This window comes from Streptomyces dioscori (assembly GCF_003024195.1).
Taxonomy (GTDB): domain Bacteria; phylum Actinomycetota; class Actinomycetes; order Streptomycetales; family Streptomycetaceae; genus Streptomyces; species Streptomyces dioscori.
On record NZ_KZ679051.1, the window covers coordinates 15,556 to 36,972 of the forward strand.

General features: G+C 71.6%; 16 protein-coding genes. 3 read left to right on the top strand and 13 right to left on the bottom strand.

The window, feature by feature from the left end; genetic code table 11:
• Positions 1–53: 53 nt before the first annotated feature.
• The 4 genes from C6Y14_RS30695 to C6Y14_RS30710 form a co-directional block, all read right to left on the bottom strand.
• Positions 54–809, bottom strand: a complete 756-nt coding sequence (locus tag C6Y14_RS30695) for an AIM24 family protein (RefSeq protein ID WP_107020136.1) — start codon at positions 807–809, stop codon at positions 54–56.
• 15 nt (positions 810–824) lie between these two features.
• Positions 825–1,505 (bottom strand): AIM24 family protein, encoded by a 681-nt coding sequence (locus tag C6Y14_RS30700; protein ID WP_107020137.1) that lies wholly within the window; start codon positions 1,503–1,505, stop codon positions 825–827.
• 13 nt (positions 1,506–1,518) lie between these two features.
• Positions 1,519–3,231 (bottom strand): TerD family protein, encoded by a 1,713-nt coding sequence (locus tag C6Y14_RS30705; protein WP_107020138.1) that lies wholly within the window; start codon positions 3,229–3,231, stop codon positions 1,519–1,521.
• 175 nt (positions 3,232–3,406) lie between these two features.
• Positions 3,407–4,003 carry a M48 metallopeptidase family protein gene (locus tag C6Y14_RS30710; protein WP_107020139.1) on the bottom strand — a complete coding sequence of 199 codons (597 nt, stop codon included), beginning with the start codon at positions 4,001–4,003 and terminating at the stop codon, positions 3,407–3,409.
• 263 nt (positions 4,004–4,266) lie between these two features.
• Between C6Y14_RS30710 and C6Y14_RS30715 the strand changes: the two genes are divergently transcribed.
• Positions 4,267–5,460, top strand: a complete 1,194-nt coding sequence (locus C6Y14_RS30715; protein ID WP_107020140.1) for a TOMM precursor leader peptide-binding protein — start codon at positions 4,267–4,269, stop codon at positions 5,458–5,460.
• Entirely contained in the window at positions 5,453–6,880 is a 1,428-nt protein-coding gene (locus tag C6Y14_RS30720; RefSeq protein WP_107020141.1) for an ABC1 kinase family protein, read from the top strand. The genes C6Y14_RS30715 and C6Y14_RS30720 overlap by 8 nt, the downstream gene beginning before the upstream one ends.
• An 82-nt stretch (positions 6,881–6,962) precedes the next feature.
• On the opposite strand, the gene C6Y14_RS30725 is transcribed toward C6Y14_RS30720, so the two are convergent.
• The 4 genes from C6Y14_RS30725 to C6Y14_RS30740 form a co-directional block, all read right to left on the bottom strand.
• A complete protein-coding gene (locus tag C6Y14_RS30725) occupies positions 6,963–7,286 on the bottom strand; it encodes a hypothetical protein (protein ID WP_107020142.1) in 324 nt (107 codons plus the stop codon).
• Positions 7,283–7,651, bottom strand: coding sequence for a WhiB family transcriptional regulator (locus C6Y14_RS30730; RefSeq protein WP_107020143.1), 369 nt, complete (start codon positions 7,649–7,651; stop codon positions 7,283–7,285). Before C6Y14_RS30730 ends, C6Y14_RS30725 begins: the two co-directional genes overlap by 4 nt.
• A 176-nt stretch (positions 7,652–7,827) precedes the next feature.
• Positions 7,828–8,142: a hypothetical protein gene (locus C6Y14_RS30735; protein WP_107020144.1), complete on the bottom strand. Its 315-nt coding sequence runs from the start codon at positions 8,140–8,142 to the stop codon at positions 7,828–7,830.
• Between the two features lie 162 nt (positions 8,143–8,304).
• Positions 8,305–10,536, bottom strand: coding sequence for an ATP-dependent DNA helicase UvrD2 (locus C6Y14_RS30740; protein ID WP_199854921.1), 2,232 nt, complete (start codon positions 10,534–10,536; stop codon positions 8,305–8,307).
• A 196-nt stretch (positions 10,537–10,732) separates the two neighbouring features.
• Here C6Y14_RS30740 and C6Y14_RS30745 point away from each other — a divergent pair, with 196 nt between their 5' ends.
• On the top strand, positions 10,733–10,975 hold the full coding sequence (locus C6Y14_RS30745) for a mycoredoxin (protein WP_107020145.1): 243 nt from the start codon (positions 10,733–10,735) through the stop codon (positions 10,973–10,975).
• A 31-nt stretch (positions 10,976–11,006) separates the two neighbouring features.
• On the opposite strand, the gene nudC is transcribed toward C6Y14_RS30745, so the two are convergent.
• The 5 genes from nudC to C6Y14_RS30775 all read right to left on the bottom strand — a co-directional run bounded on the left by nudC (position 11,007) and on the right by C6Y14_RS30775 (position 21,381).
• Complete coding sequence (gene nudC, locus C6Y14_RS30750; protein ID WP_199854922.1) at positions 11,007–11,954, bottom strand: NAD(+) diphosphatase; 948 nt, start codon at positions 11,952–11,954, stop codon at positions 11,007–11,009.
• A gap of 94 nt (positions 11,955–12,048) precedes the next feature.
• Positions 12,049–13,452 carry a dipeptidase gene (locus tag C6Y14_RS30755; protein ID WP_107020377.1) on the bottom strand — a complete coding sequence of 468 codons (1,404 nt, stop codon included), beginning with the start codon at positions 13,450–13,452 and terminating at the stop codon, positions 12,049–12,051.
• Between the two features lie 10 nt (positions 13,453–13,462).
• Entirely contained in the window at positions 13,463–17,005 is a 3,543-nt protein-coding gene (locus C6Y14_RS30760; protein WP_107020146.1) for a UvrD-helicase domain-containing protein, read from the bottom strand.
• Between the two features lie 228 nt (positions 17,006–17,233).
• Positions 17,234–20,710 carry an ATP-dependent helicase gene (locus tag C6Y14_RS30765; RefSeq protein ID WP_107020147.1) on the bottom strand — a complete coding sequence of 1,159 codons (3,477 nt, stop codon included), beginning with the start codon at positions 20,708–20,710 and terminating at the stop codon, positions 17,234–17,236.
• Positions 20,711–20,976: 266 nt separating this feature from the next.
• Positions 20,977–21,381: an MGMT family protein gene (locus tag C6Y14_RS30775; protein ID WP_199854923.1), complete on the bottom strand. Its 405-nt coding sequence runs from the start codon at positions 21,379–21,381 to the stop codon at positions 20,977–20,979.
• Positions 21,382–21,417 lie beyond the last annotated feature (36 nt).

Genomic DNA, 21,417 nt, shown 5'->3' on the forward strand with positions numbered 1-21,417 from the left:
CCCCACCGGACCGGCACCCGTCCACCGGCCCCTCCCCGCGCCCCCCGGAGGGCCTAGCTCCAGACATTCCCCTGATTCTGCCCCCGAGCGCCTTGCTGCCCCACTCCGTACTGGGCCCCGATCCCGGACCCGATGACGGCGTTCTGCGGCGGCAGCATCTCGCTGGGCTGCACGAGCGCGTACCCCTGCCCCATGAAGCTGAGCTCCCAGCCCTCCCCCGTGTTGCCACGGCGGCGGAACACTCCGGAGGAATGCGTCTGGGCCTGCATCTGTACGCGCAGACTCGTCGACCAGGCGACGATCGCGTCCGCGTCGCAGTTGACGTACTTGTCCGGCGTGACCTGCAGCATCAGGGGCATGCCCGACGTCATCAGGGCGACCTTGCCGCGCCCGGTGATGTTGAGCTGGTACTTGCCGGAGCCGGAGATGCCGTACTGGCTGTCCACGGCGATCACCTCGTGGTGCAGCGCGGAGTCCATCGCCAGGACGTAACTGCTGTCCACGGTGAGGCCGTCCTGGTCGACGTCCACCACATGGATGTGCTGGGCGAGGTTGGCCAGGAAGACGGTGCCCTGTCCGTGGCAGCGCATCAGGTCGAGGCCCTCACCGGTGTGGGCACGCGACCGCTGCTGGCCGGAGTTCTGGTACTCGGCGTCGAACTCCACGAGGCCCTGGTAGGCGACCATGGTGCCCTTGCGGGCGAGCACGTCGTCGTGGCCCTCCAGAAGGACGCGCAGCATCTGCTTGTTCTGCAGGCTGTAGCGGTCCTGGGACTGCTGGTCGTTGTAGGCGAAAAGCGAACTCTGCATGGTGTGTGTCCCCCCTCAGCCCCGTACCCGGAGGCGGTCGGTGCTGTCCTCGCTGGGCTGGACGACGACGATGCCCTGTCCGGAGAAGGCCATCTGGAAGGCCTCGCCGCTGCCTCGCCCTATCAGCGACTGTGCCTTGAAGCTGCGCTTGCCCTTCACCTTGAGGTTCGGGGACCAGGCGACGAGCGCGTCCGGGTCGACGTACGTCTCGTCCTCGCCGCCGCCGCAGTCGACGACGATGGGCTTGCCCCGGGAGGTCAGCGCGACCCAGCCCTGTCCGGAGATCTTGGTGTTCCACAGGCCCTGGCCCGCGAACTTCGCCAGTCCCTTGACCCGCTCGACACCCCACGTGAGGTGGGCGTCGAAAGCGAGCAGGTTGGTGGCGTTGACGGAGATCGCGTCGCCGTTGAGGTTGATGACGACGACGTTCGCCCCGTAGTCGGAGAGGTAGAGCAGGCCGTCTCCGGAGCACTTCATCAGCGGAGCGCCCTCGCCGGTCATCCAGTCCTTGGCGATTTGGCGCACGGCCGGCGGATTGGGCTCGTACTGGACGAACCCTTCGTAGGCGACCATCGACCCCACGCGCGCGAGGAGGTCGTTTCCGGTCTGCATGGCGACCTTGAGCATGTGATTGCCGTGGTTCTCCATGCGCGCGGCAACGGGTGCCGGGGCGAAGCCCGCGAGTTGCTGAATCATGAAACGGGCTCCCTCAGACCTCGTACGGCTGGACGACGATGAAATTGCCTGGCGCACCGCGGAACTGCAGGTTCACGCTCTCCCCGGTGTCGCCCGGATAGGCGTTGCGGCGCATCCGCACCTGGCTGGAAACGATCACCTGGGAGGCGGCTGACCAGGCGACGACGGCGTTGCAGTCGGCGAACGTCGTCGGTGTCACGGGCAGGACCACGGGCACGCCACGCGTCTTGACGACGATCGTGCCGGTCCCCTGGAACTGCATCGTGAACAGGGCGCCTCCGGGAATGCCGTGCCCCTCGACGCGACGGACCTCGTACTGCAGCGTCTCGTCGAAGGCCAGGACGTTCTCCGCGGAGACGCAGACGGCGTCTCCCTGCAGCTCGATGGGGTGCAGCATGGCGCCGTTCTCCGCGAGGAAGACCTGGCCACGGCCCGAACAGCGCATGAGCTGCATCTCCTGGCCGGTCGCGTTGCCCACGAGCCGGCCGGCGAACCCGGCGCCCTTGTAGCTGAAGTCGACCTTGCCCTGGTAGAGCACCATGCTGCCCTGACGGGCCAGGACGGCCTGGTCGCCGCCCATGCCGAGGTCGACACGGACCATCTTCTTGTTCTGCTGGGTCCAGCGCTGCCCGGTGGGCGTCTCCTTGTAGGCCTGGAGCGCCGCGGTGACACCGGCAGCGCCCTGGGGAGCGCCCTGCGGCACTCCGTATCCACCGGGCGCGCCCGGTGCGCCGGGCGGACCCGGCACCTGACCGAACGGCGGCTGCTGTCCGTAGCCCGGAGGCGGAGCCGGCTGGCCGCCGTAGCCGGGTGGCGGGGCGGGCGCCTGAGGTGCCTGGGGCTGTCCGTAACCGGACGGCAGGGGTGCGGTCTGGCCGGGGGCCTGGCCGTACGGGGCCTGCTGGCCCGGCTGTCCGTACGGCGCCGGCGCGGGTGCCGGCGGCGGTACGGGGGCGCCACCGGGCGGAGTCAGGGGCGCGATGATGGTCGGCGCGGCGTGCACCGGAGGCGCGGGCGCCGGTGGCGGCGTCTGGCCCGGAGGTGGCGCGAAACCCTGAGCGGGCTGCGGCGCCGGAGGGGTGGGCGCGGGCGCGGCGTGGCCCGCGGGGGCACCGAACGCGGGCGGCGCGGCGGCCTGGGCCGGCGGCGCGAACGACGGGGCACCGGCCTGCGGCGCGGGCTCGGCGGCCGGCTCCTCCTCGGCGACCTCGCCGCCGAAGTTCAGCAGCAGCGCGTCGAGGCCGCCGTCGAAGCCCTGCCCGACCGCGGCGAACCGCCAGACGTCCTTCAGGTAGAAGTCACCCAGCATCACGGCACGCTCGGTGGAGAACTCGGCGCCGGTGAACGAGTACCGGGCCACCTCCTCGCCGCCCGCCACGATCCGGATGTACCCGGGCGCGGCCTGGGACATCTGCCCCACGCCGTCGACGGTCGCCGTGAACGACAGTTTCTGGATCCGCGGAGGGATCTTGTCGAGGGTGACGCGGAAGGACTCCGTGTCGCCCGCCTGCGCGCCGAGGAGCTGAATGGACTCCTCGGGGGACTTCGGCTGGTTGAAGAAGATGAAGTACCGGTCGTCCGAAAGCCGTTCGTCGGCGTCCAGACCGAAGCAGCTGATGTCGAAGGTCAGCCCCGGGCCGGTGATCTGCACACCCACGTACAGATCGGTGCCCGCGGTGAGGTCACTGATCCTGGCCTTGTGGCCGCGTTGGAATTCCCTGGCCATGCGTAACGACCGTCCCCCATCCCGAATACAAGTGCGTCGCGTTAGGCTAACGGCAAAATCCAGCCGTGGCGGAAGCCGGTACAGACCCGGTACACAAACCCGCTTCCGGTGGTCCGGGCAAGGGGTTCGACGCCGGGCCGTCGGACGTCTTCGGCGTCAGGCCGTCAGCCGTGCCTCATTCGCCGCGCGCCGCGGGCAGGTGGGGCAGCCGGTCGGCTGCCACGACTCCTTCGAGGTAGCCACGGGCCCGCTCGGTGCGCGGGTAGGCCTCCAGGAGCCGCCAGAAATCGGCTCCGTGGCCCGGTACGAGCAGATGCGCCAGCTCATGGACGAGTACGTAGTCGACCACGTACTCGGGCATGCCCTGCAGGCGGTGCGAGAGTCGGATACTGCCCTCGGCAGGGGTGCACGAACCCCAGCGCGTGTTCTGATTGGTGACCCAGCGCACCGACGTGGGCCGGGCCCGGCCGCCGAAGTACAGCTCGGAGAGCCGTGCGGCACGCTCGGACAGTTCCGTGTCGCCGAGCACCCGCTTGTTCTCCTGGGCGGCCAGCTTGTCGAGCATGACGGTGACCCAGCGCTGCTCCTCCGCCTCGGACATCCGGGCGGGAATGAGCACGACGGTGCGATCGCCCTCACGGTACGCGGAGACCGTTCTACGCCGTCGCGCGCTCCTGCGGACCTCGATCGCGCTCGCCCCCGAGCCGCTCGGCGGCTGGCTCGTCGTGCTGCGCTGTGGGTTTCCGGCACGGTGCAGTGGGTCGGCGGGCACGCCCCGACGTTACCGGTTGCGCATGGTGGAAGTCCCGTCTCCGGTACGCATCGATGCCGAACCGCACCCCACGCGCTCGATTTGTATGACGAACATCCACCACCTGTGGATAACTTTCGGCACGCCTCGGGCAATGCGGGCATCCTGGCATTCGACCGACGGAGCAGGACGAACTCCGCCGGCCTACCGCCACACCGGAGCACCGGGACACCGGGACACCGGGACACCAGAACGACCAATGGGGACGTACGGGGGGGCGCTGCATGCATCCGATGGTGAAGCCCGCGCTGCGGCGCGGCTGGCGGGATCTGAACACCGTGCAGTTCGGGATGGCGCCCGCGCACGCGATGGTGCTGAGCCCGGTGGACACGGCGACGGGCAGCTTTCTGACCTTGCTCGACGGAACCCGCGGGCTGCCTCTGCTGCGCGACGAGGGGCGCCGGATGGGACTGCCCGACGGCCATGTCGACGGTCTGGTGGAGCGGCTGTCCCGGGCCGGACTGCTGGACGACGCGACGGGCGGCGGCCCGGCCGCCGACGCCCTGCGCGGAAGACCGGCCGTCCTGGACCGGCTCCGGCCCGATGCCGCCTCCCTCTCCCTCGTCGCTCCCGATCCGGGCGACGCCATGCGCCGGCTTGCGGCCCGCCACGCACTGCGCGTACAGGTGCGGGGCGTGGGCAGAGTCGGAGCCGTCCTGGCCACGGCGCTGGCGGGCGCGGGCGTGGGCCGGGTCGACGTACAGGACGGCGGCTGCGTCGAGCCGTGGGACGTGGCGCCCGGCGGACTGCCCGTGGAGTCCGTCGGCGAGCGCAGGGACGAGGCCGCACGGCGCGCGGTGCGCAGAGCGGCCCCCGGTCGCCCGCCCCGCCATGGAGGCGCCCGGTCCGCTTCCGGGCACGACGACCCGGGTCTCTCACTGGTGATCGTCGCGCCCCGGGACGGCCTGGCCGTCCACGCGCCCGACCCAGCGGCCTTCGAGCCACTGATCCACTCCGGTACGCCGCATCTCTTCGCCGGGGTCGTGGAGGGGACGGGTGTCGTCGGCCCGCTGGTCCTGCCCGGAGAGACGGCCTGCGTGGGCTGTCTCGATCGCGGACGCACCGACCGGGACCCGGCCTGGCCCCGCCTTCTCGCACAGTGGCGCTCCGGGCGGCCCCGCCAGGTTCCGGCGTGCGATCTGACCCTGGCGGCCACGGTCGCGGGGCTGGCCGCGGGGCACGCGCTGGCCTTCCTGGACGGGGGGCTACCGTCGAGTGCGGGAACCCGCTGGGAGGTCTCGGTCCCCGGTTTCGACTGGCACGCCCGCCCGGTGTGGCAGCATCCCGCATGCCCCTGCGGGCCCGGGGAGAAAGGTAAGGGGGAGCAGACCTCGGAAGACGAAGGGCCGCACGAGACAATGGCCGGGCAACAGCCGCACGCGGCACGGCTGTCCGGTACTTGGAGGGCGCATGTCTGATCTTCCCCGGAAGGCGGTCACCCGGACCGCCAAGCTCGCCGCGCTACCGCTCGGCTTCGCCGGGCGCGCCACCTGGGGACTCGGCAAACGGATCGGCGGCAAGTCCGCGGAGCTCGTGGGCCGCGAGCTGCAGCAGCGCACGGCCGAGCAGCTGTTCAAGGTGCTCGGCGAGCTCAAGGGCGGCGCCATGAAGTTCGGGCAGGCCATGTCCGTCTTCGAGTCGGCTCTCCCCGAGGAGGTCGCGGGGCCCTATCGCGCCGCGCTCACCAAGCTCCAGGAAGCGGCCCCGCCGATGCCGACGCGCACGGTGCACACCGTGCTGGCCGAGCGGCTGGGCGAGGACTGGCAGGAGCTGTTCCTGGAATTCGAGGACAAACCCGCCGCAGCGGCCTCGATCGGACAGGTGCACCGGGCGGTCTGGCACGACGGCCGGCAGGTCGCGGTCAAGGTCCAGTACCCGGGGGCGGGCGAAGCCCTGCTGTCCGATCTGAACCAGCTGAGCCGTTTCGCCCGGCTGCTGGGGCCGCTGATCCCGGGCATGGACATCAAGCCGCTCATCGCGGAGCTGCGCGACCGGGTGTCCGAGGAGCTCGACTACGGCCTGGAGGCACAGGCGCAGCAGGCGCACGCGGAGGAGTTCGCGGACGACCCGGATGTGCTGGTGCCGGCGGTGGTCCACCAGCGCGAACAGGTGCTGGTGACGGAGTGGATCGACGGAACGCCGCTGTCCGAGGTGATAACCGACGGCACTCCGGAGGAGCGGGACCGGGCCGGTCAGCTCCTCGCCCGCTTCCTCTTCTCAGGCCCCTCCCGCACCGGCCTGCTGCACGCCGACCCGCATCCGGGGAACTTCCGCCTCGTGCCGGACGACAGTTCCGGCAGCTCCGACGACTCCGAGAGCCCCGCCGACAGGAGCGGCTGGCGGCTGGGTGTTCTGGACTTCGGCACGGTGGACCGCCTTCCGGACGGGCTGCCGTCGACGATCGGCGCATCTCTCCGCATGACCCTCGACGGCGAGGCGGAGGCCGTCTACGAACTGCTCCGCGAGGAGGGGTTCGTCAAGGAGTCCATAGAACTGGATCCGGACGCAGTCCTCGACTACCTGCTCCCCATCATCGAGCCGGCGCAGCTCGACGAGTTCACTTTCAGCCGGGGCTGGATGCGCAACCAGGCGGCCCGGGTCGCCGATCCCCGCTCACCCGCACACCAACTGGGCAAGCAGCTCAATCTGCCGCCGGCGTATCTGCTGATCCACCGGGTGACCCTGAGCACGATCGGTGTGCTGTGCCAGCTGGGAGCGACCGTCCGGCTACGGCAGGAACTGGAGGAATGGCTTCCTGGTTTCCTGCCGGACGACGCGGAGCCCGAACCGGAGCTGGAACTGGAACCGGACGAGAAGGACTCGGCCGCTGGAGCGTGAGGCACGACGCACCGCGGGGGCCGGTCCGATCGGACCGGCCCCCGCGATCAGCGGTTGTTCGTGTCGCCTGGGCCAGTGGGCCTTACTGCATGACCGCCATGGCCAGGGCGCGGCGGGCACGCAGCGACGCGCGCTCGGCCCGGCGCTGCATACGGCGGGCAGTCACCAGGCGCATGGCCCGGCGTTCCCTCTCCGCCTCCTGGATGCGCTCGTGCATATGCGCACGGGCGAGGGCTTCTGGAATGAGTTGCATCTCGCGGGTCCTGTTCTGACGCGAGTCGTTCGCGCCGGTGGCAGTGAAGTCTGGGGTCGCGGAGCCGGTGGGCTCGCCGGTGGACGGCTTCATCGGGGCCTGTTTCTTGGGGTCGTGCGTCAGGGGGCGATCGATCGTTCCTGTGATGTTCATGCCGCAACCGGGTTCTTGCGCGGGCGGCCACGCGGCCGCTTCCGGGCGACAACGACACCCTGGACGAAGAGCTCGCCGCCCCAGACACCCCAGGGCTCACGCCGCTCCTTGGCGCCGGCGAGGCAGGCCTCGATCAGCGGGCAGGTGCGGCAGAGGGACTTGGCGTACTCGACATCGGCCGGCGACTCGGCGAAGAAGACCTCCGGGTCGTACGAACGGCAGGGGACGGGCACGCCGAGGTTCTCGATGGCGTCGTCGAGCGCGGTCAGCGCAGTGAGCGGGGTCAAGGTGGAGTCCTCCGTGGAGCCGGGCGGGGTGATCGTTTCGGAAGGCGGTACGGACGGGGCGTGCGCTTCGAGTTGCACGGTTGGTCTTCCTCGTCTGGTCGTGCCGGCCGGGTCGGCCGGTTGGCGGCTGGTACCGGGGTTTTGTCTTGTCCCGAGGCCCCTTCACTCCGCCGTCCCCGGTCGGGGACAAACAGAAGGGCCGCGGATCCCGGGTGGGGTTCCGCGGCCCTGAAGGCGCCGGCCTGATCATCGGATCAGGCTGGATCACTCCAGGGGTCAGGCCCACGGAAGGCCCACATCGTGTGATGCGTCTGCTTTTCGGCTCCGGCACCGGCCGCCTCAAAGGCATAGGCCTTCGCCTGTGCCTCTACTGCTTCCAGTGCCTTCATCGGTCGCTCATTGCGCTCGCGGACAGGGAGTGCCGCGAGAGACACGGGGGACGCCGGCCGGATGGCAGCGATGCCGGACAGACCGGTGCCCAGGTTCGAGAAGCCGAGCAGGCAGGTGGAGACGACCGAGCGATCGGTCATTTTGGCGGTGCTGGCGGAGCTGGTGGTGATGCTGATCACTGGAATCGCCTCCTCTCGGCGTCTCTGGGACCGGGCGAGCCGGTCCGTCGGTTGTTAAGTACAGCACGAAACCTGGGCCTTCGAGAAGGCCGCCGTTTCCGTGCTCTAGAACTTATGGGGATTGCTGGGGCATGCGCAAACTATTTTCTCGACGAGTTTGAATCATTCCTCGTCTTCACCGGTATCAGGCTCTTGACCTGCACAGATGGCCAGTACGTCGGTTCCGTAGCGGTTGAGCTTGCGGGCTCGGACGCCGGGGATGCGAGCCAGCTCAACCGGAGTGGACGGCACCGCTTCCGCGATGGCCATCAGCGTCTTGTCCGTGAAGACGCAGAAATCCGGTTGCCCGCTCCCCTGGGCCTGGACCGCACGCCAGTCACGCAGCCGTTCGTAGAGCCCTTCGTCCATGTCGGAGGGGCAGTCCTCGCAGCGCATCAGCTTCATCTCGCCGGCGTCGTTGAGCGTGCGACCGCATACCCGGCAGCGGGCGGGGGTGCGGCTGGTCCGCCGGGGCGCGTCGGGGGCACTGCCCTGGGCTCCGCGCTCGATGCCGCCGGATCCGCCCGGGCCGGTCGCGCCCCTGCGGCCCGCGGTGGTGACGGAGCCGGGCCGCAGGCCGTCGAGAAAGCGGCTGGGCCGCCGGTTGGGGCGGCCGCCGGGTGAGCGGGACTGCGACCAGGAGACGTTCAGATGCTGTCTGGCGCGGGTGACACCGACGTAGAGGAGGCGGCGCTCCTCCTCGATCTGGTAGTCGGTCTTGGCGTAGGAGATCGGCATCATGCCCTCGGCGACGCCGACCAGGAAGACGACGTCCCACTCCAGGCCCTTGGCGGAGTGGAGGGAGGCGAGGGTGACGCCCTGGACGGTCGGGGCGTGCTGGGCGCCGGCGCGCTCTTCGAGTTCGGTTACGAGGTCGCCGAGGGTGGCGCCGGCTCTGGCGGCGGCGAAGTCCTGAGCGAGGTTCGCCAGGGCGGCGAGGGACTCCCAGCGCTCCCTGACGGCGCCGGAGCCGGCCGGCGGCTGGTGGGTCCAGCCGTCCCCGGACAGCACCGCCCGTACCTGCGAGGGCAGGTCGGGGGCGTCGTCGAGCAGTGAGTCGTTGCCCCCGAAACGGGCCGCGCCCCGCAGGGCGTGGATGGCCCGCTTGACCTCGGGGCGGTCGAAGAAGCGCTCGGCTCCGCGCAACTGATAGGGCACGGCGACATCGGCAAGGGCCTGTTCGTAGATCTCGGACTGCGAGTTCGTACGGAAGAGGATCGCGATCTCGCTCGCGGGCGTCCCGGAGGCCATGAGGTCGCGGATGCGGCGGGCGGCGCCTTCGGCCTCGGCGGGCTCGTCGGCGTACTCCGCGTAGCCGGGCTCGGGGCCTGCTGCGCGCTGGGAGATCAGCTCCAGCCGGTGGTCGGCGGCGCGGCCGCGGGCCTGGGCGAGCAGGCCGTTCGCGAGGTGGACGACCTGGGGGGTGGAGCGGTAGTCGCGGACGAGTTTGACGACTGTGGCGCCGGGGTGGCGGGTGCGGAAGTCGAGGAGGTGGTCGGGGGTGGCGCCGGTGAACGAGTAGATGGTCTGGCTGGCGTCACCGACGACGCAGAGGCTGTCACGTTCGCCCAGCCACAGCTCCAGGAGGCGTTGCTGCAGGGGGCTGACGTCCTGGTACTCGTCGACCACGAAGTGCTGGTACTGGGCGCGGACCGCTTCCGCGATGTGGTGCTGATCCTGAAGGATGCCGACGGTCAGCAGCAGGACGTCCTCGAAGTCGATGACGCCGCGGCCGCGTTTGATGTCCTCGTACGCGGCGTAGAGCTGTGCGATCTCGGCGCGGTCGCGGGGGGCCTCGCGGCCGGCCTTCACGGCCGCCGCCGCGTAGTCGGCGGGGATGGTCTGGGTGACCTTGGACCATTCGATCTCGGCGGTGACGTCCCGCAGTTCGCCGCGGTCGAGACGGATGCGGGAGGCGGCCGCGGCGTCGGCGACGAGCTGGATCTTGCGGTCGACGATGCGGGGCAGGCTGCCACCGACTGCTTTCGGCCAGAAGTACTGGAGCTGGCGCAGGGCCGCGGAGTGGAAGGTGCGGGCCTGGACCCCGGAGGCGCCGAGCTGGCGGAGACGGCCGCGCATCTCGCCCGCGGCCCGTGCGGTGAAGGTGACGGCGAGCACGCTGGAGGGCTGCAGGATCCCTGCCCGCACGCCGTAGGCGATGCGGTGGGTGATGGCGCGGGTCTTGCCCGTACCGGCTCCGGCGAGCACGCAGACCGGACCGTGCAGGGCGGTGGCGACCTCGCGCTGCTCGGGGTCGAGCCCTTCGAGCACCGCGTCGGCCCCACTCGGCGGTGCCGAATACTGAGAGCCGTGGGTGCCCTGCGGGAAAAGGGTGGAATGCGATGCTGCTGTCACCCCGCCATGCTGCCAGGTCGGCCGGGACGGATGCGCCGGTTGTCCACAGGGAGCCGCTTGCAGTCGTACTAATACGGCAGGCGCCGCCCGTCCTCGCGTCGCCCCCGCCCGCCCGCGCACGGGAATGGCAGCCCGGTCACATACGTTCCCCTCACTGCGAACACGCACCTCCCTGCAGCGAAGGAGCATGAGAGACATGCCGGGCACTGTGACGATGTACAGCACCACGTGGTGCGGCTACTGCCGTCGGCTCAAGAGCCAGATGGACCGTGAGGGCATCACGTACGACGAGATCAACATCGAGCACGACCCGGCGTCCGCGGCGTTCGTGGAGAAGGCGAACGGCGGAAACCAGACAGTTCCCACCGTCCTCTTCCCGGACGGTTCGACGCTGACGAACCCTTCGCTGGCCCAGGTGAAGCAGAAGATCGGCGCCTAGGACCCGTCCCCGGTCCCGGGCGGCGGCTGCCTCAGGTGGCCGCTCCGCGCGTCGGCAGGGGCTTGCCGTACCAGAGCTCGATCAGACGGGCCGCAATCGAGATGCCGTAGGGAGGCAGGACCTCCCCGGACTCGAAGGCGGCCCGCAGGTCTTCGCGGGAGAACCAGCGTGCTTCCTCGATCTCCTCGCCGTCGACGTTGATCTCCGCCGAGGTCGCGCGGGCCATGAAGCCCAGCATGAGGCTGGAGGGGAACGGCCAGGGCTGGCTGGCGACGTACTCGACCTCGCCGACGGTGATGCCGGCCTCCTCGAACACCTCGCGGCGGACCGACTGCTCGATGGACTCGCCGGGCTCGACGAAGCCCGCGAGGGTGGAGAAGCGGCCTTCGGGCCAGTGCACCTGGCGGCCGAGCAGGATGCGGTCCTCGTTGTCCGTCACGGCCATGATCACGGCCGGGTCGGTGCGGGGGTAGTGCTCTGCGCCGCAGGCGGGGCAGCGGCGGATGTGACCGGCGGCGGCGATCACCGTGCGTTCACCGCAGCGGGAGCAGAAGCGGTGCAGGCGCTGCCAGTTCTCCAGGGCGACCGCGTGCACCATGAGGCCCGCGTCGCGGGGTGACAGGAGCAGGCCGGCCTCGCGCAGACCCGCCGCGCGCGCGGACTGGTCCATGCGGCCGGGCAGGGTGTCCTTCTGGAGGGCGAAGTAGCTCACGCCGTCGTCGTCGGTACCGAGGAAGTAGCGGTGCGCCTCGGTGAGGGGCGCTTCGAAGGACGGGGTCATGACGAGTTCGGTGGTGCCGTCGGGCGTCTCGTCGATGAGGACCTGACCGCCGGAGACCACGAAGGCGCGGGTGGTGGGGTGGCTCCACGCCGCGGCGAGCCAGGCCTCGTCGAGCCGGTGGTGGGCGGCCCGGTCGATGCCGCTCGGGGCGGTGAGCGAGATGGGACGGTCGGCGGTGCGGTCGGTCCAGGTGGTCACGGGTGCTTCCAACTCCCCCGGTGAAACGGTTGGTTCGGCGGGCTGTTCAGCCGGATGTCCGGTTGTACGGCAGGACGTGTGCGGCGGGATCTCTTCAGTGTGCATCTCGCCAGTTCCGGGCCAGATCGCCCCACAGGTAGGCGGAGGTCTCGACGCCTTTGAGGAGGAGGTCGAGTTCGACCTTCTCGTTCGGGGCGTGCCAGCCGTCGGACGGGACCGAGATGCCGAGGAACAGCACCGGGGCGGCGAGGACGTCCTGGAGGTCCGCTGCGGGCCCCGATCCGCCTTCACGGGTGAACCGGATCTCCTTCTCGAAGGCGCGGCCCATGGCGCGCACGACGGACTGCAGGGCGGGGTGGTCGAGCGGTGTCAGACACGGGCGCGTGGCGGCGCCGAAGGTGATCTCGTGGCGGATTCCGGCGGGCAGCTGCTCGGCGGCCCAGGTGCGCACGGCCTTCTCGATGTGGTCGGGGTCCTGTCCGGCGACGAGCCGGAAGGAGAGTTTGACCATCGCCGAGGACGGGACGATCGTCTTGTTGCCGGGGCCCTGGTAGCCGCCGCCGATGCCGTTGACCTCGGCGGTCGGGCGGGCCCAGATGCGCTCCAGGGTGGTGTGGCCGCTCTCTCCGTAGGTGGCCGTGGACCGGGCGGTGCTCAGCCAGCGGTCCTCGTCGAAGGGCAGCTCCGCGAAGAGTTCCCGCTCCCGGTCGGTGAGTTCGGTGATGCCTTCGTAGAAGCCGGGGATCGCCACGCGCGCGTGCTCGTCGTGCAGGGCGGCGACGAGGCGGGCGACGGCGGTGGCCGGATTGGGCACGGCGCCGCCGAAGGAGCCGGAGTGGATGTCCTGGTCGGGCCCGTACAGCTGGATCTCGCACTCGGCGAGGCCGCGCATGCCCGTGCACACCGTGGGGGTGTCCTCGGACCACATGCCGGTGTCGGAGACGATGACCGCGTCGGCCGTCAGCCGGTCCCTGCGGGCTTCGACGAGGTCGCGGAAGTGCGGGGAGCCGGACTCCTCCTCGCCCTCGATCAGCAGCTTCAGGTGGACCGCGGGAGTGGTGCGGCCGGTCGCGGCGAGGTGGGCCCGGACGCCGAGTGTGTGGAAGAACACCTGCCCCTTGTCGTCGGCGGCCCCGCGCGCGTGGAGCCGGTTGCCGCGGACGACGGGTTCGAAGGGGTCGGTGTCCCAGCCGTCCTCGCGGGCGGCGGGCTGTACGTCGTGGTGGCCGTAGACGAGGACAGTGGGCGCCTGAGGGTCGTCCGAGGGCCATTCGGCGAAGACCGCGGGCGCGCCGGGGGTCGCCCAGACCTCGCAGGTCGGGAAGCCCGTCTCGCGCAGTTTCGCGGCGAGCCAGTCGGCGCTGCGCCGTACGTCCGCGGCGTGCTCGGGCTGGGCCGAGACGGACGGGATGCGCAGCCATTCGGCGAGGTCGTCGAGGAAGGCTGCGCGGTGCTGCTCGGTGTACGCGCGGACGGCGCTGTCCGGAGTCTTGCTCATGGTCACGAGCCTATCCGTCCACGCGCGCGTGCCGGTCCGGCGGTTCGTCGGGAACCCCTTCGGGTGGTTCTTCCAGGAGGAGGCGTTCCAGCGCGGCCCGGTCCGGGAGGTTCCTGGGACGTACGACCTCGCCGCTGCGCACGTACAGGAAAGCGGCCTGTACGGATTCCAGGGGGACGCCGCGCTGCTCGGCCCAGGCGAGCCGGTAGACCGCGAGCTGGAGGGGATCGGCGGTGCGGGTGCGGCTGGTCTTCCAGTCGACGATCTCGTACGTCGTCGTCGCCGACCCCTCTCCGTGCTCGTCGGCCCCCTCCTTGTGGACCCCTTCCGCGTGGACCTCTTCCTTGTAGACCGCGTCGATCCGGCCCCGTACGACACGGCCGGCGATGGCGAGCTGGAAGGGCGTCTCGACCCGGTAGGGCGTGCGATGGGCGTAGGGGGTGCGCTCGAAGGCGTCCTTGAGGGCTTCCAGGTCGCGTTCGTCGGCGATCTCGGCCTCGCTGCCGGGCAGGTCCTCCGGCTCCAGCATCGGGAGCCGCAGCTCTTCGAAGCGGGCTTCGACCCAGGCGTGGAAGCGGGTGCCCCGGCGGGCGGCGGGCTGGGGCGGGCGCGGCATGGGGCGCGCCAGTTCCTGGGCGAACCCTTCCGGGTCCGCGGCAAGACGCAGCAGCTGGGACGCGGTCAGGGAGGCCGGCAGAGGGACGTCCGTGACGCTCTCACGGGCACGCAGGAGTTCCCCGGTGAGGGCGTCCAGGTCGCGGTCCCAGGAGGCGAGGGTGCGGGCTTCCTCGGGAGTGAGGCGCGTGGTCTCAGGGGGGTGCGGACGGGCGTCCGGGGCGGGGCTGGGGTGCGGAACCGACGGGGGGTGCGGGGCCGGGCTGCCGGGGGTCTCCGGGCGGTTCGGCGTCCACGCGTCCCAGTCGTCCGGGGCCGCGTCCATGAAATCGGCCTCTTCGTAAGGAGGCTCGTCCTCCTCCGGCGGTGGCCAGTCCGGGTCGTCGTAAGAGCCCGGGTCGTCGGGGGCCGAGGGGTGGCCGGTCTCGTGGGAGTGGCCGGACTCCAGGTGGGCCAGTACCGTCTGTGCGGCCTCACGGCGGCGGGCCATCGCCAGGTCGTCGAGCGGGAGCGGCCAGGCGTGGTCGCCGCCGGCCGCCAGCAGCGCGGGGTTCTCCTCGTCCTCCGCGGGCTCGTCCTCCCAGGCCTCGATCTCTCCGTGCCCGGCCGCGCAGTGGTCGTACAGGGCGTGCAGGAAGTCGGAGGGGCCGCGGGGCTTCTTCTGGGAGGGGCCCCACCAGTGGCCGGAACCGAGCAGCAGGGAGCGGGGGCGGGTGAAGGTGACGTAGCCGAGGCGCAGTTCTTCGGTGTGCTGGTGCTCCTTCATGGCCTCGTGGAAGGCCTTCATGCTGCGGGAGTCCCAGGCGTCGATGTCAGGTAGCGTCTCGGCGTCGCCGCGCAGTTCGTGCGGGAGGACCTTGCCCTGGGCGGTCCATTTCTCGCGGCCCTGGCCGCTGGGGAACGTGCCGGTGACGAGCCCAGGGACCACGACGACGTCCCATTCGAGGCCCTTGGACTTGTGGGCGGTGAGCACCTTGACGGTGTTCTCGCCGCCCGGCAGGGCGTTGTCGAGGCCCTTCTCGTACTGGGCCGCGGTGCGCAGGAAGCCGAGGAAGGCGAGGAGGCTGGCCTCGCCCTCGTTAGCGGCGAAGGAGGCGGCGACGTCGAGGAAGTTGGACAGAGTCTCGCGGCGGCGGGCGGCCAGCGCGTGCGGGGACGCGGAGAGCTCCACCTCAAGGCCGGTGGTGGCCAGGACCCGGTGCAGGACGTCCATGAGCGGGTCGGCGAGCGAGCGGCGCAGATCGCGCAGTTCGGTGGCCAGGCGCGCGAACCGTACGCGCGCGTCGGCCGAGAAGGGCAGCCCGTCGTCGTCCCCGTCAGCGCCGAGGGGCGTCTCCAGGAAGGTGTCGAGCGCGTCCGCGAGGGAGATCACCTCCGCCGGGTCGACGCCTTCGACGGCTGCGGCGAGCCGCAGGTCGGGGTCGTCGTCGGCGTTCACGCGCGCGTGGGACACGAGCAGCCGGGCCCGGCGGCCCAGGAGGGCGAGGTCGCGGGGCCCGATGCGCCAGCGCGGGCCGGTGAGCAGACGGACCAGTGAGGCGTTGGCCCCGGGGTCCTGGAGGACCTCGCAGACGGCGACCAGGTCGGCGACCTCGGGCAGGTGCAGCAGCCCGGAGAGCCCGACGACCTCGACAGGTACGTCCCGGGCCACGAGCGCGCCCTGGATCTGGGCGAAGTCGGTCGCGGTACGGCACAGGACGGCGATCTCGCCGGGGGCCTTGCCGGTGCGTACGAGATGGGCGATGGAGTCGGCGAGCCAGTCCATCTCCTCGGCGTGGGTACGCAGCAGCGCGCAGCGGACCATGCCGTCGCGCTCGGCGCCGGGGGCGGGGCGCAGGGCCTCCACGCCCGCGTGCATGGCGCGCAGGGGCTCCGCGAGCCCGTTGGCGAGGTCGAGGAGGCGGCCGCCGCTGCGGCGGTTCTCGCTCAGCGACTGGCGGGTCGCCGGGCGGCCGTCGGCGTGCGCGAAGTGCTCGGGGAAGTCGTCGAGGTTGGCCACGGAGGCGCCGCGCCAGCCGTAGATGGCCTGGCAGGGGTCGCCGACGGCGGTCACCGGGTGGCCCGTGCCGCCGCCGAACAGGCCGGCCAGGAGGATGCGCTGGGCCACGGACGTGTCCTGGTACTCGTCCAGGAGGACCACCCGGAACTCGTCGCGCAGGATGCCGCCGACCTCGGATCGGGTGCGGGCGAGGGTCGCCGAGAGGGCGATCTGGTCGCCGAAGTCGAGGAGGTCGCGCTCGCGCTTGGCCTTCCGGTAGCGGCTCACCAGCTCGGTCAGTTCACGCCGGGCGGCGGCGGCCTCCGGCACCTTGCGCAGGTCGGCGTTGCTGAGCTTGGCGCCCTCCAGCTCGTGCAGCAGCCGGGCGTCGTACGCGCGCAGTTCCTCAGGCTGTACGAGGTGTTCCGCCAGCTCCGAGTCGAGGGTGAGGAGGTCGCCGACCAGGTCGGGGAAGGAACGGGTGAGCGCGGGGTAGGGGCCCGGTGCCTCGCGCAGGACCCGGGCGGCGAGCTGGTAGCGCGTGGCGTCGGCGAGGAGGCGCGCGGTGGGTTCGAGTCCGATGCGCAGCCCGTGATCGGTCAGGAGCCGGCCGGCGAAGGCGTGGTAGGTGGAGATCACCGGTTCGCCCGGCGGGTTGTCCGGGTCGATCACGTCCGGGTCGGTGACTCCGGCCTTGATCAGTGCCTTCCGGACGCGCTCGGCGAGCTCACCCGCCGCCTTGTTGGTGAACGTCAGGCCCAGGACCTGCTCGGGGGCGACCCGTCCGGTGCCGACCAGCCACACCACGCGCGCGGCCATCACCGTGGTCTTGCCGGAACCGGCTCCGGCCACGATCACCTGCGGGGCGGGCGGGGCGACGATGCAGGCCGTCTGCTCCGGGGTGAACGGGATGCCGAGGAGCTCCTTGAGCTGCTCGGGATCGGAGATACGGGCTGGCACGTCAGAGAGGCTAGCCTCGCCCACTGACAGTCGGTGCCGATTCGACGGCAGGGCCGAAGGATGCGCAGGTCAGCACACGTGGTGCTGTATGTCACTTCGCGCCGCTTCGTACCCGGCAGACATCTTTTGCCCCGCACCGCCGCACACGTGGCGGACGTGCGGCTGACGTGCGGCGGACACCTGGCGGACGGCTGCCCGGGGCGGTGCCAGGCCGTTCGTCGTGCCCGGTCATTCGACGACGTGACGTCCCTCCGGGCGGGCGCTGCACGAGGCCCGGAACGCGCAGTGCGTGCAGTGCTGGCCGGTCGTCGGCGTGAACCGTTCGTCGAGGACCTTGCCCGCGGCGGTGGCGAGGAGATCGCCGACCCACTCGCCCTCCAGCGGCTGCTGGGCCTGCACCTTGGGCAGGGTCTCGCCGCCGTCCTTCTTGGGGGCACCCTGGCGCAGCTGGACGAGTTCGGCCCCGCCGGGCTCGGGGCGTTCGCCGTCGAAGGCCTCGTCCACGGCGCCCTCGTTGACCGCGAGCTGGTAGACGGCGAGCTGCGGGTGATGCGCCACGTCGGCGGCGCTGGGTGCCTGCTTGCCGGTCTTGAAGTCGACCACGTAGGCGCGGCCTTCGGCGTCCCGCTCGACGCGGTCCATGGAGCCGCGGATGCGGACTTCGTAGGAGCCCGCTTCGAGGGTGACGTCGAAGTCGTGCTCGCTGGCCACCGGAGTGCGTTCGGCACGGTCCATGACATGCCACTTCAGGAAGCGTTCGAGCGCCACGCGCGCGTGCTCCTTCTCCTGGGCCGACTTCCAGGGCGCGTCGAAGGCGAGCGCCTCCCACACCGAGTCCAGGCGCTCCATGAGGACGGCGAGGTCGGCGGGCGTACGGCCGGAGGCGACCTCGTCCGCCAGGACGTGCACCACGTTGCCGAAGCCCTGGGCGGCGGTCGCGGGGGCGTCCGCCTTCACCTCGCGGCCCAGGAACCACTGCAGGGCGCAGGTGTTGGCGAGCTGGTCGAGGGCGCTGCCGGAGAGCACGACGGGATGGTCGCGGTCGCGCAGCGGCACCTTGCTCTCGGTGGGTTCGTACATGCCCCACCAGCGGTAGGGGTGCGCGGACGGCACCAGGGGGCGGCCGTCCTCGTCGCCGAGCGCGGCAAGTCTGCCCAGGCGGCGGGCCGCCGCCTCCCTGAGTGTCGCCGAGACGCGGGGGTCGACCGTGGTGGAGCGCAGTTCCGCGACGAGCGCGGCGACGGACAGGGGGCGGCGGGGGCGGCCCGTTATGTCCTTGGGCTCCGTGCCGAGTTCGGTGAGGAAGCGGGACGGCTGGTCGCCGTCGTCCGCGGGTGCCTTCACGGCGGTGACGACGAGCCGCTCACGCGCGCGCGTGGCGGCCACGTAGAACAGGCGGCGCTCTTCGGAGAGGAGCGCTCCGGGGGTGAGCGGCTCCGCGAGTCCGTCCCGTCCGATGCGGTCGGCCTCCAGAAGGGAGCCGCGACGGCGCAGGTCGGGCCACAGACCCTCCTGGACGCCCGCGACGACGACCAGGCGCCACTCCAGGCCCTTGGAGCGGTGCGCGGTCATCAGACGTACGGCGTCGGGGCGCACGGCCCTTCGGGTGAGCGTGTCGGCGGCGATGTCCTGGGCGTCGACCTCCTCCAGGAAGTTGAGGGCGCCGCGACCGCCGGTGCGTTCCTCTGCGCGGGCCGCGGTCGCGAACAGCGCGCACACGGCGTCGAGGTCGCGGTCCGCGTTGCGGCCGGCCGCGCCGCCGCGCCGGGCGGCCCGCTCCAGACGCTGGGGCCAGGGTGTGCCGTCCCACAGCTCCCAGAGCGCCTCCTCGGCCGTGCCGCCCCCTGCCAGGCGCTCCCGTGCCTTGCACAGGAGGGCGCCCAGGCGCTGGGCCCCGCGCGCGTACGAGGGGTCGTGGGCGACCAGCCGCTCCGGCTCGGCCAGGGCCCGTGCCAGCAACTCGTCGGAGGGCGGCGGCACGTGGTTGCCCGCGGCGCGCTCCTCCTCACGCAGGGCACGGCCCAGACGGCGCAGGTCCGCGGCGTCCATACCGGCCAGCGGGGACGCGAGGAGGGTGAGCGCGGTCTCGACATCGAGCCACGGCCTCTCCTCGACATGCGGCTCCCCCTGGACGCCCTGTTCTTCGACGGCGGACGGCTTGTCCGGGACGGCCCGTTCTTCCAGGACGGACGGCTTGTCCGCACCGGCCCGCTCCTCCTGTACGGACGGCTCCTCCTGAAGGGGCTGCTCCTCCTGGAGGGGCTGCTCCTGCGGAGCGGGTCGAGGCGCCTCACCCGAGGCGGGCTCCCCCAGTTCCGCCACGGCCACCGCCTTGAGAGCCGTCAGCAGAGGCGTCACCGCCGGCTCGTGGCGCAGTGGCAGGTCGTCGCCGTCGATGTCGAGGGGGACGCCGGCCGCGGTGAGCGTGCGGCGGATCGTCGGGATGGTGCGGGAGCCGGCACGTACCAGGACGGCCATGTCCTTCCACGGAACGCCGTCCTCCAGATGGGCGCGGCGCAGGATGTCCGCGATGTTGTCCAGCTCCGTGCCCGGGGTCGGGTACGTGTAGACCTCCACCTGGCCGCCGTCCCGTGCGGAGGCGAGTTCCCTGTGGGCGCGTACCTTCTCCGACGGAAGGCGGGTCAGGGGCATGCGCTGGGTCAGCAGCCTGGTGGCCGCCAGCAGGCCCGCGCCCGACCTGCGGGACGTCCTCAGGACCTCGACCGGCGCCGGTGTGCCGTCCACGCGCGGGAAGACGTCCGGGAACTCCAGGATGCCGTTCACGTCGGCGCCCCGGAACGCGTAGATCGACTGGTCGGGGTCGCCGAAGGCCACCAGGGTGCGGCCGCCGCCCGCGAGCGCGTCCAGGAGTCGCAGCTGCGCCGGGTCGGTGTCCTGGTACTCGTCGACGAAGACGGCGTCGTACCGCTGGGCGAGCCATTCGGCCACGTCAGGACGCCGGGCGAGCAGCACCGCGCGGTGCACCAGTTCCGCGTAGTCGAGCACTCCCTGCATGTCGAGCACGTCGAGGTACTCGGCGAGGAAGGCGGAGGCGGCCTGCCAGTCGGGGCGGCCGATGCGCCGGGCGAAGGTCTGCAGGGCGTCGGGGCCGAGGCCCAGTTCGCGGCTGCGGGCGAGGACCGCGCGGACCTCGTCCGCGAAGCCGCGCGTCGTCAGGCACGCGCGCAGTTCGTCCGGCCAGCGCACATGGGCGAGGCCGAGCCGCTCCAGGCCGGGCTGGCCCGCGAGCAGTTCCCGTACCGCCACGTCCTGTTCGGGGCCGGAGAGCAGCCGCATCGGTTCCACGAACAGGTCGGTGTCCTGGTGCGCCCGCACCAGGGCGTAGCAGAAGGAGTGGAAGGTCGTCGCCCGGGGCGCGCGGGCCGCTCCTATGCGCAGCGCCATGCGGTCGCGCAGTTCCACGGCGGCCTTGCGGCTGAACGTCAGTACCAGGATGCGCTCGGGGTCCGTGCCGCGGGCGATCCGGGCCGCCACGGACTCGACGAGCGTGGTCGTCTTGCCGGTCCCCGGACCTGCGAGGACGAGCAGCGGGCCGGCCTCGTGGTCAACCGCCGCGCGCTGGGCTGCGTCCAGCACAGGGGGAGCCACCCGCACCGGCGGGGTACGCACCAGCCGGTAAGCGCCACGGGTCCCCTGTCGACCCTGGGGGTACGACAGGCGCCTGGTGGAGGAAGAGGAGCTCACGTGGTTCGCCGGTCCTGGTGGGTGTGCTGGGGATTGTCACGGTCGGCGCGGGACGCCGTCGGTGAGGGATCGTGCTCGGGCGACGGGTGGGAGATCGGCGGCGCGGGACGGGCGGTGGCCGCGGGATGAACGGGACGCGTGCCGTCGACGCTACGCCGGTGGATGCCGTGGAAGCGGCGCTTCCCCGTGTTCCCTCCCGGCACCGGTGTCTCCCGCATCACGAACGTACGGCATGTCCCGGGAGTGCCCGCGTTCCCCCGTACGGGTCACCCGTCCCCCTCGTGGCGGTGCGATGCCGGAAGCTGTCGGGTGTGACCCTCCGTGCGATCACCGCCGTCCCATCTGGCCTGTTTCATGTCGATGCGCGGAACGTGACCCTCGGAGGCCCTGCTCGCCGCCTTGAGGGGCGTGCCTTCGGCCCGGTAGTTCTCCAGTGCCCGCAGTTCGTGGCCGGGGAGCAGCGCCCCGTCCGCGCGGACGACCCGCCACCACGGAACGGCTCCTCCGTAGAGGGCCATCACCCGTCCGACCTGTCGCGGACCGCCCTCCTCCAGCCATTCCGCGACATCTCCGTACGTCATGACGCGCCCGGGCGGGATCTGCTCGGCGACGTCGAGGACCCGCTCCGCGTACTCCGGCAAGGCGTCCGCCGGGAGGCTCTGCTCGCTCATCCGGTCCATCCTGCACCACCCCTCCGACAACGTGAC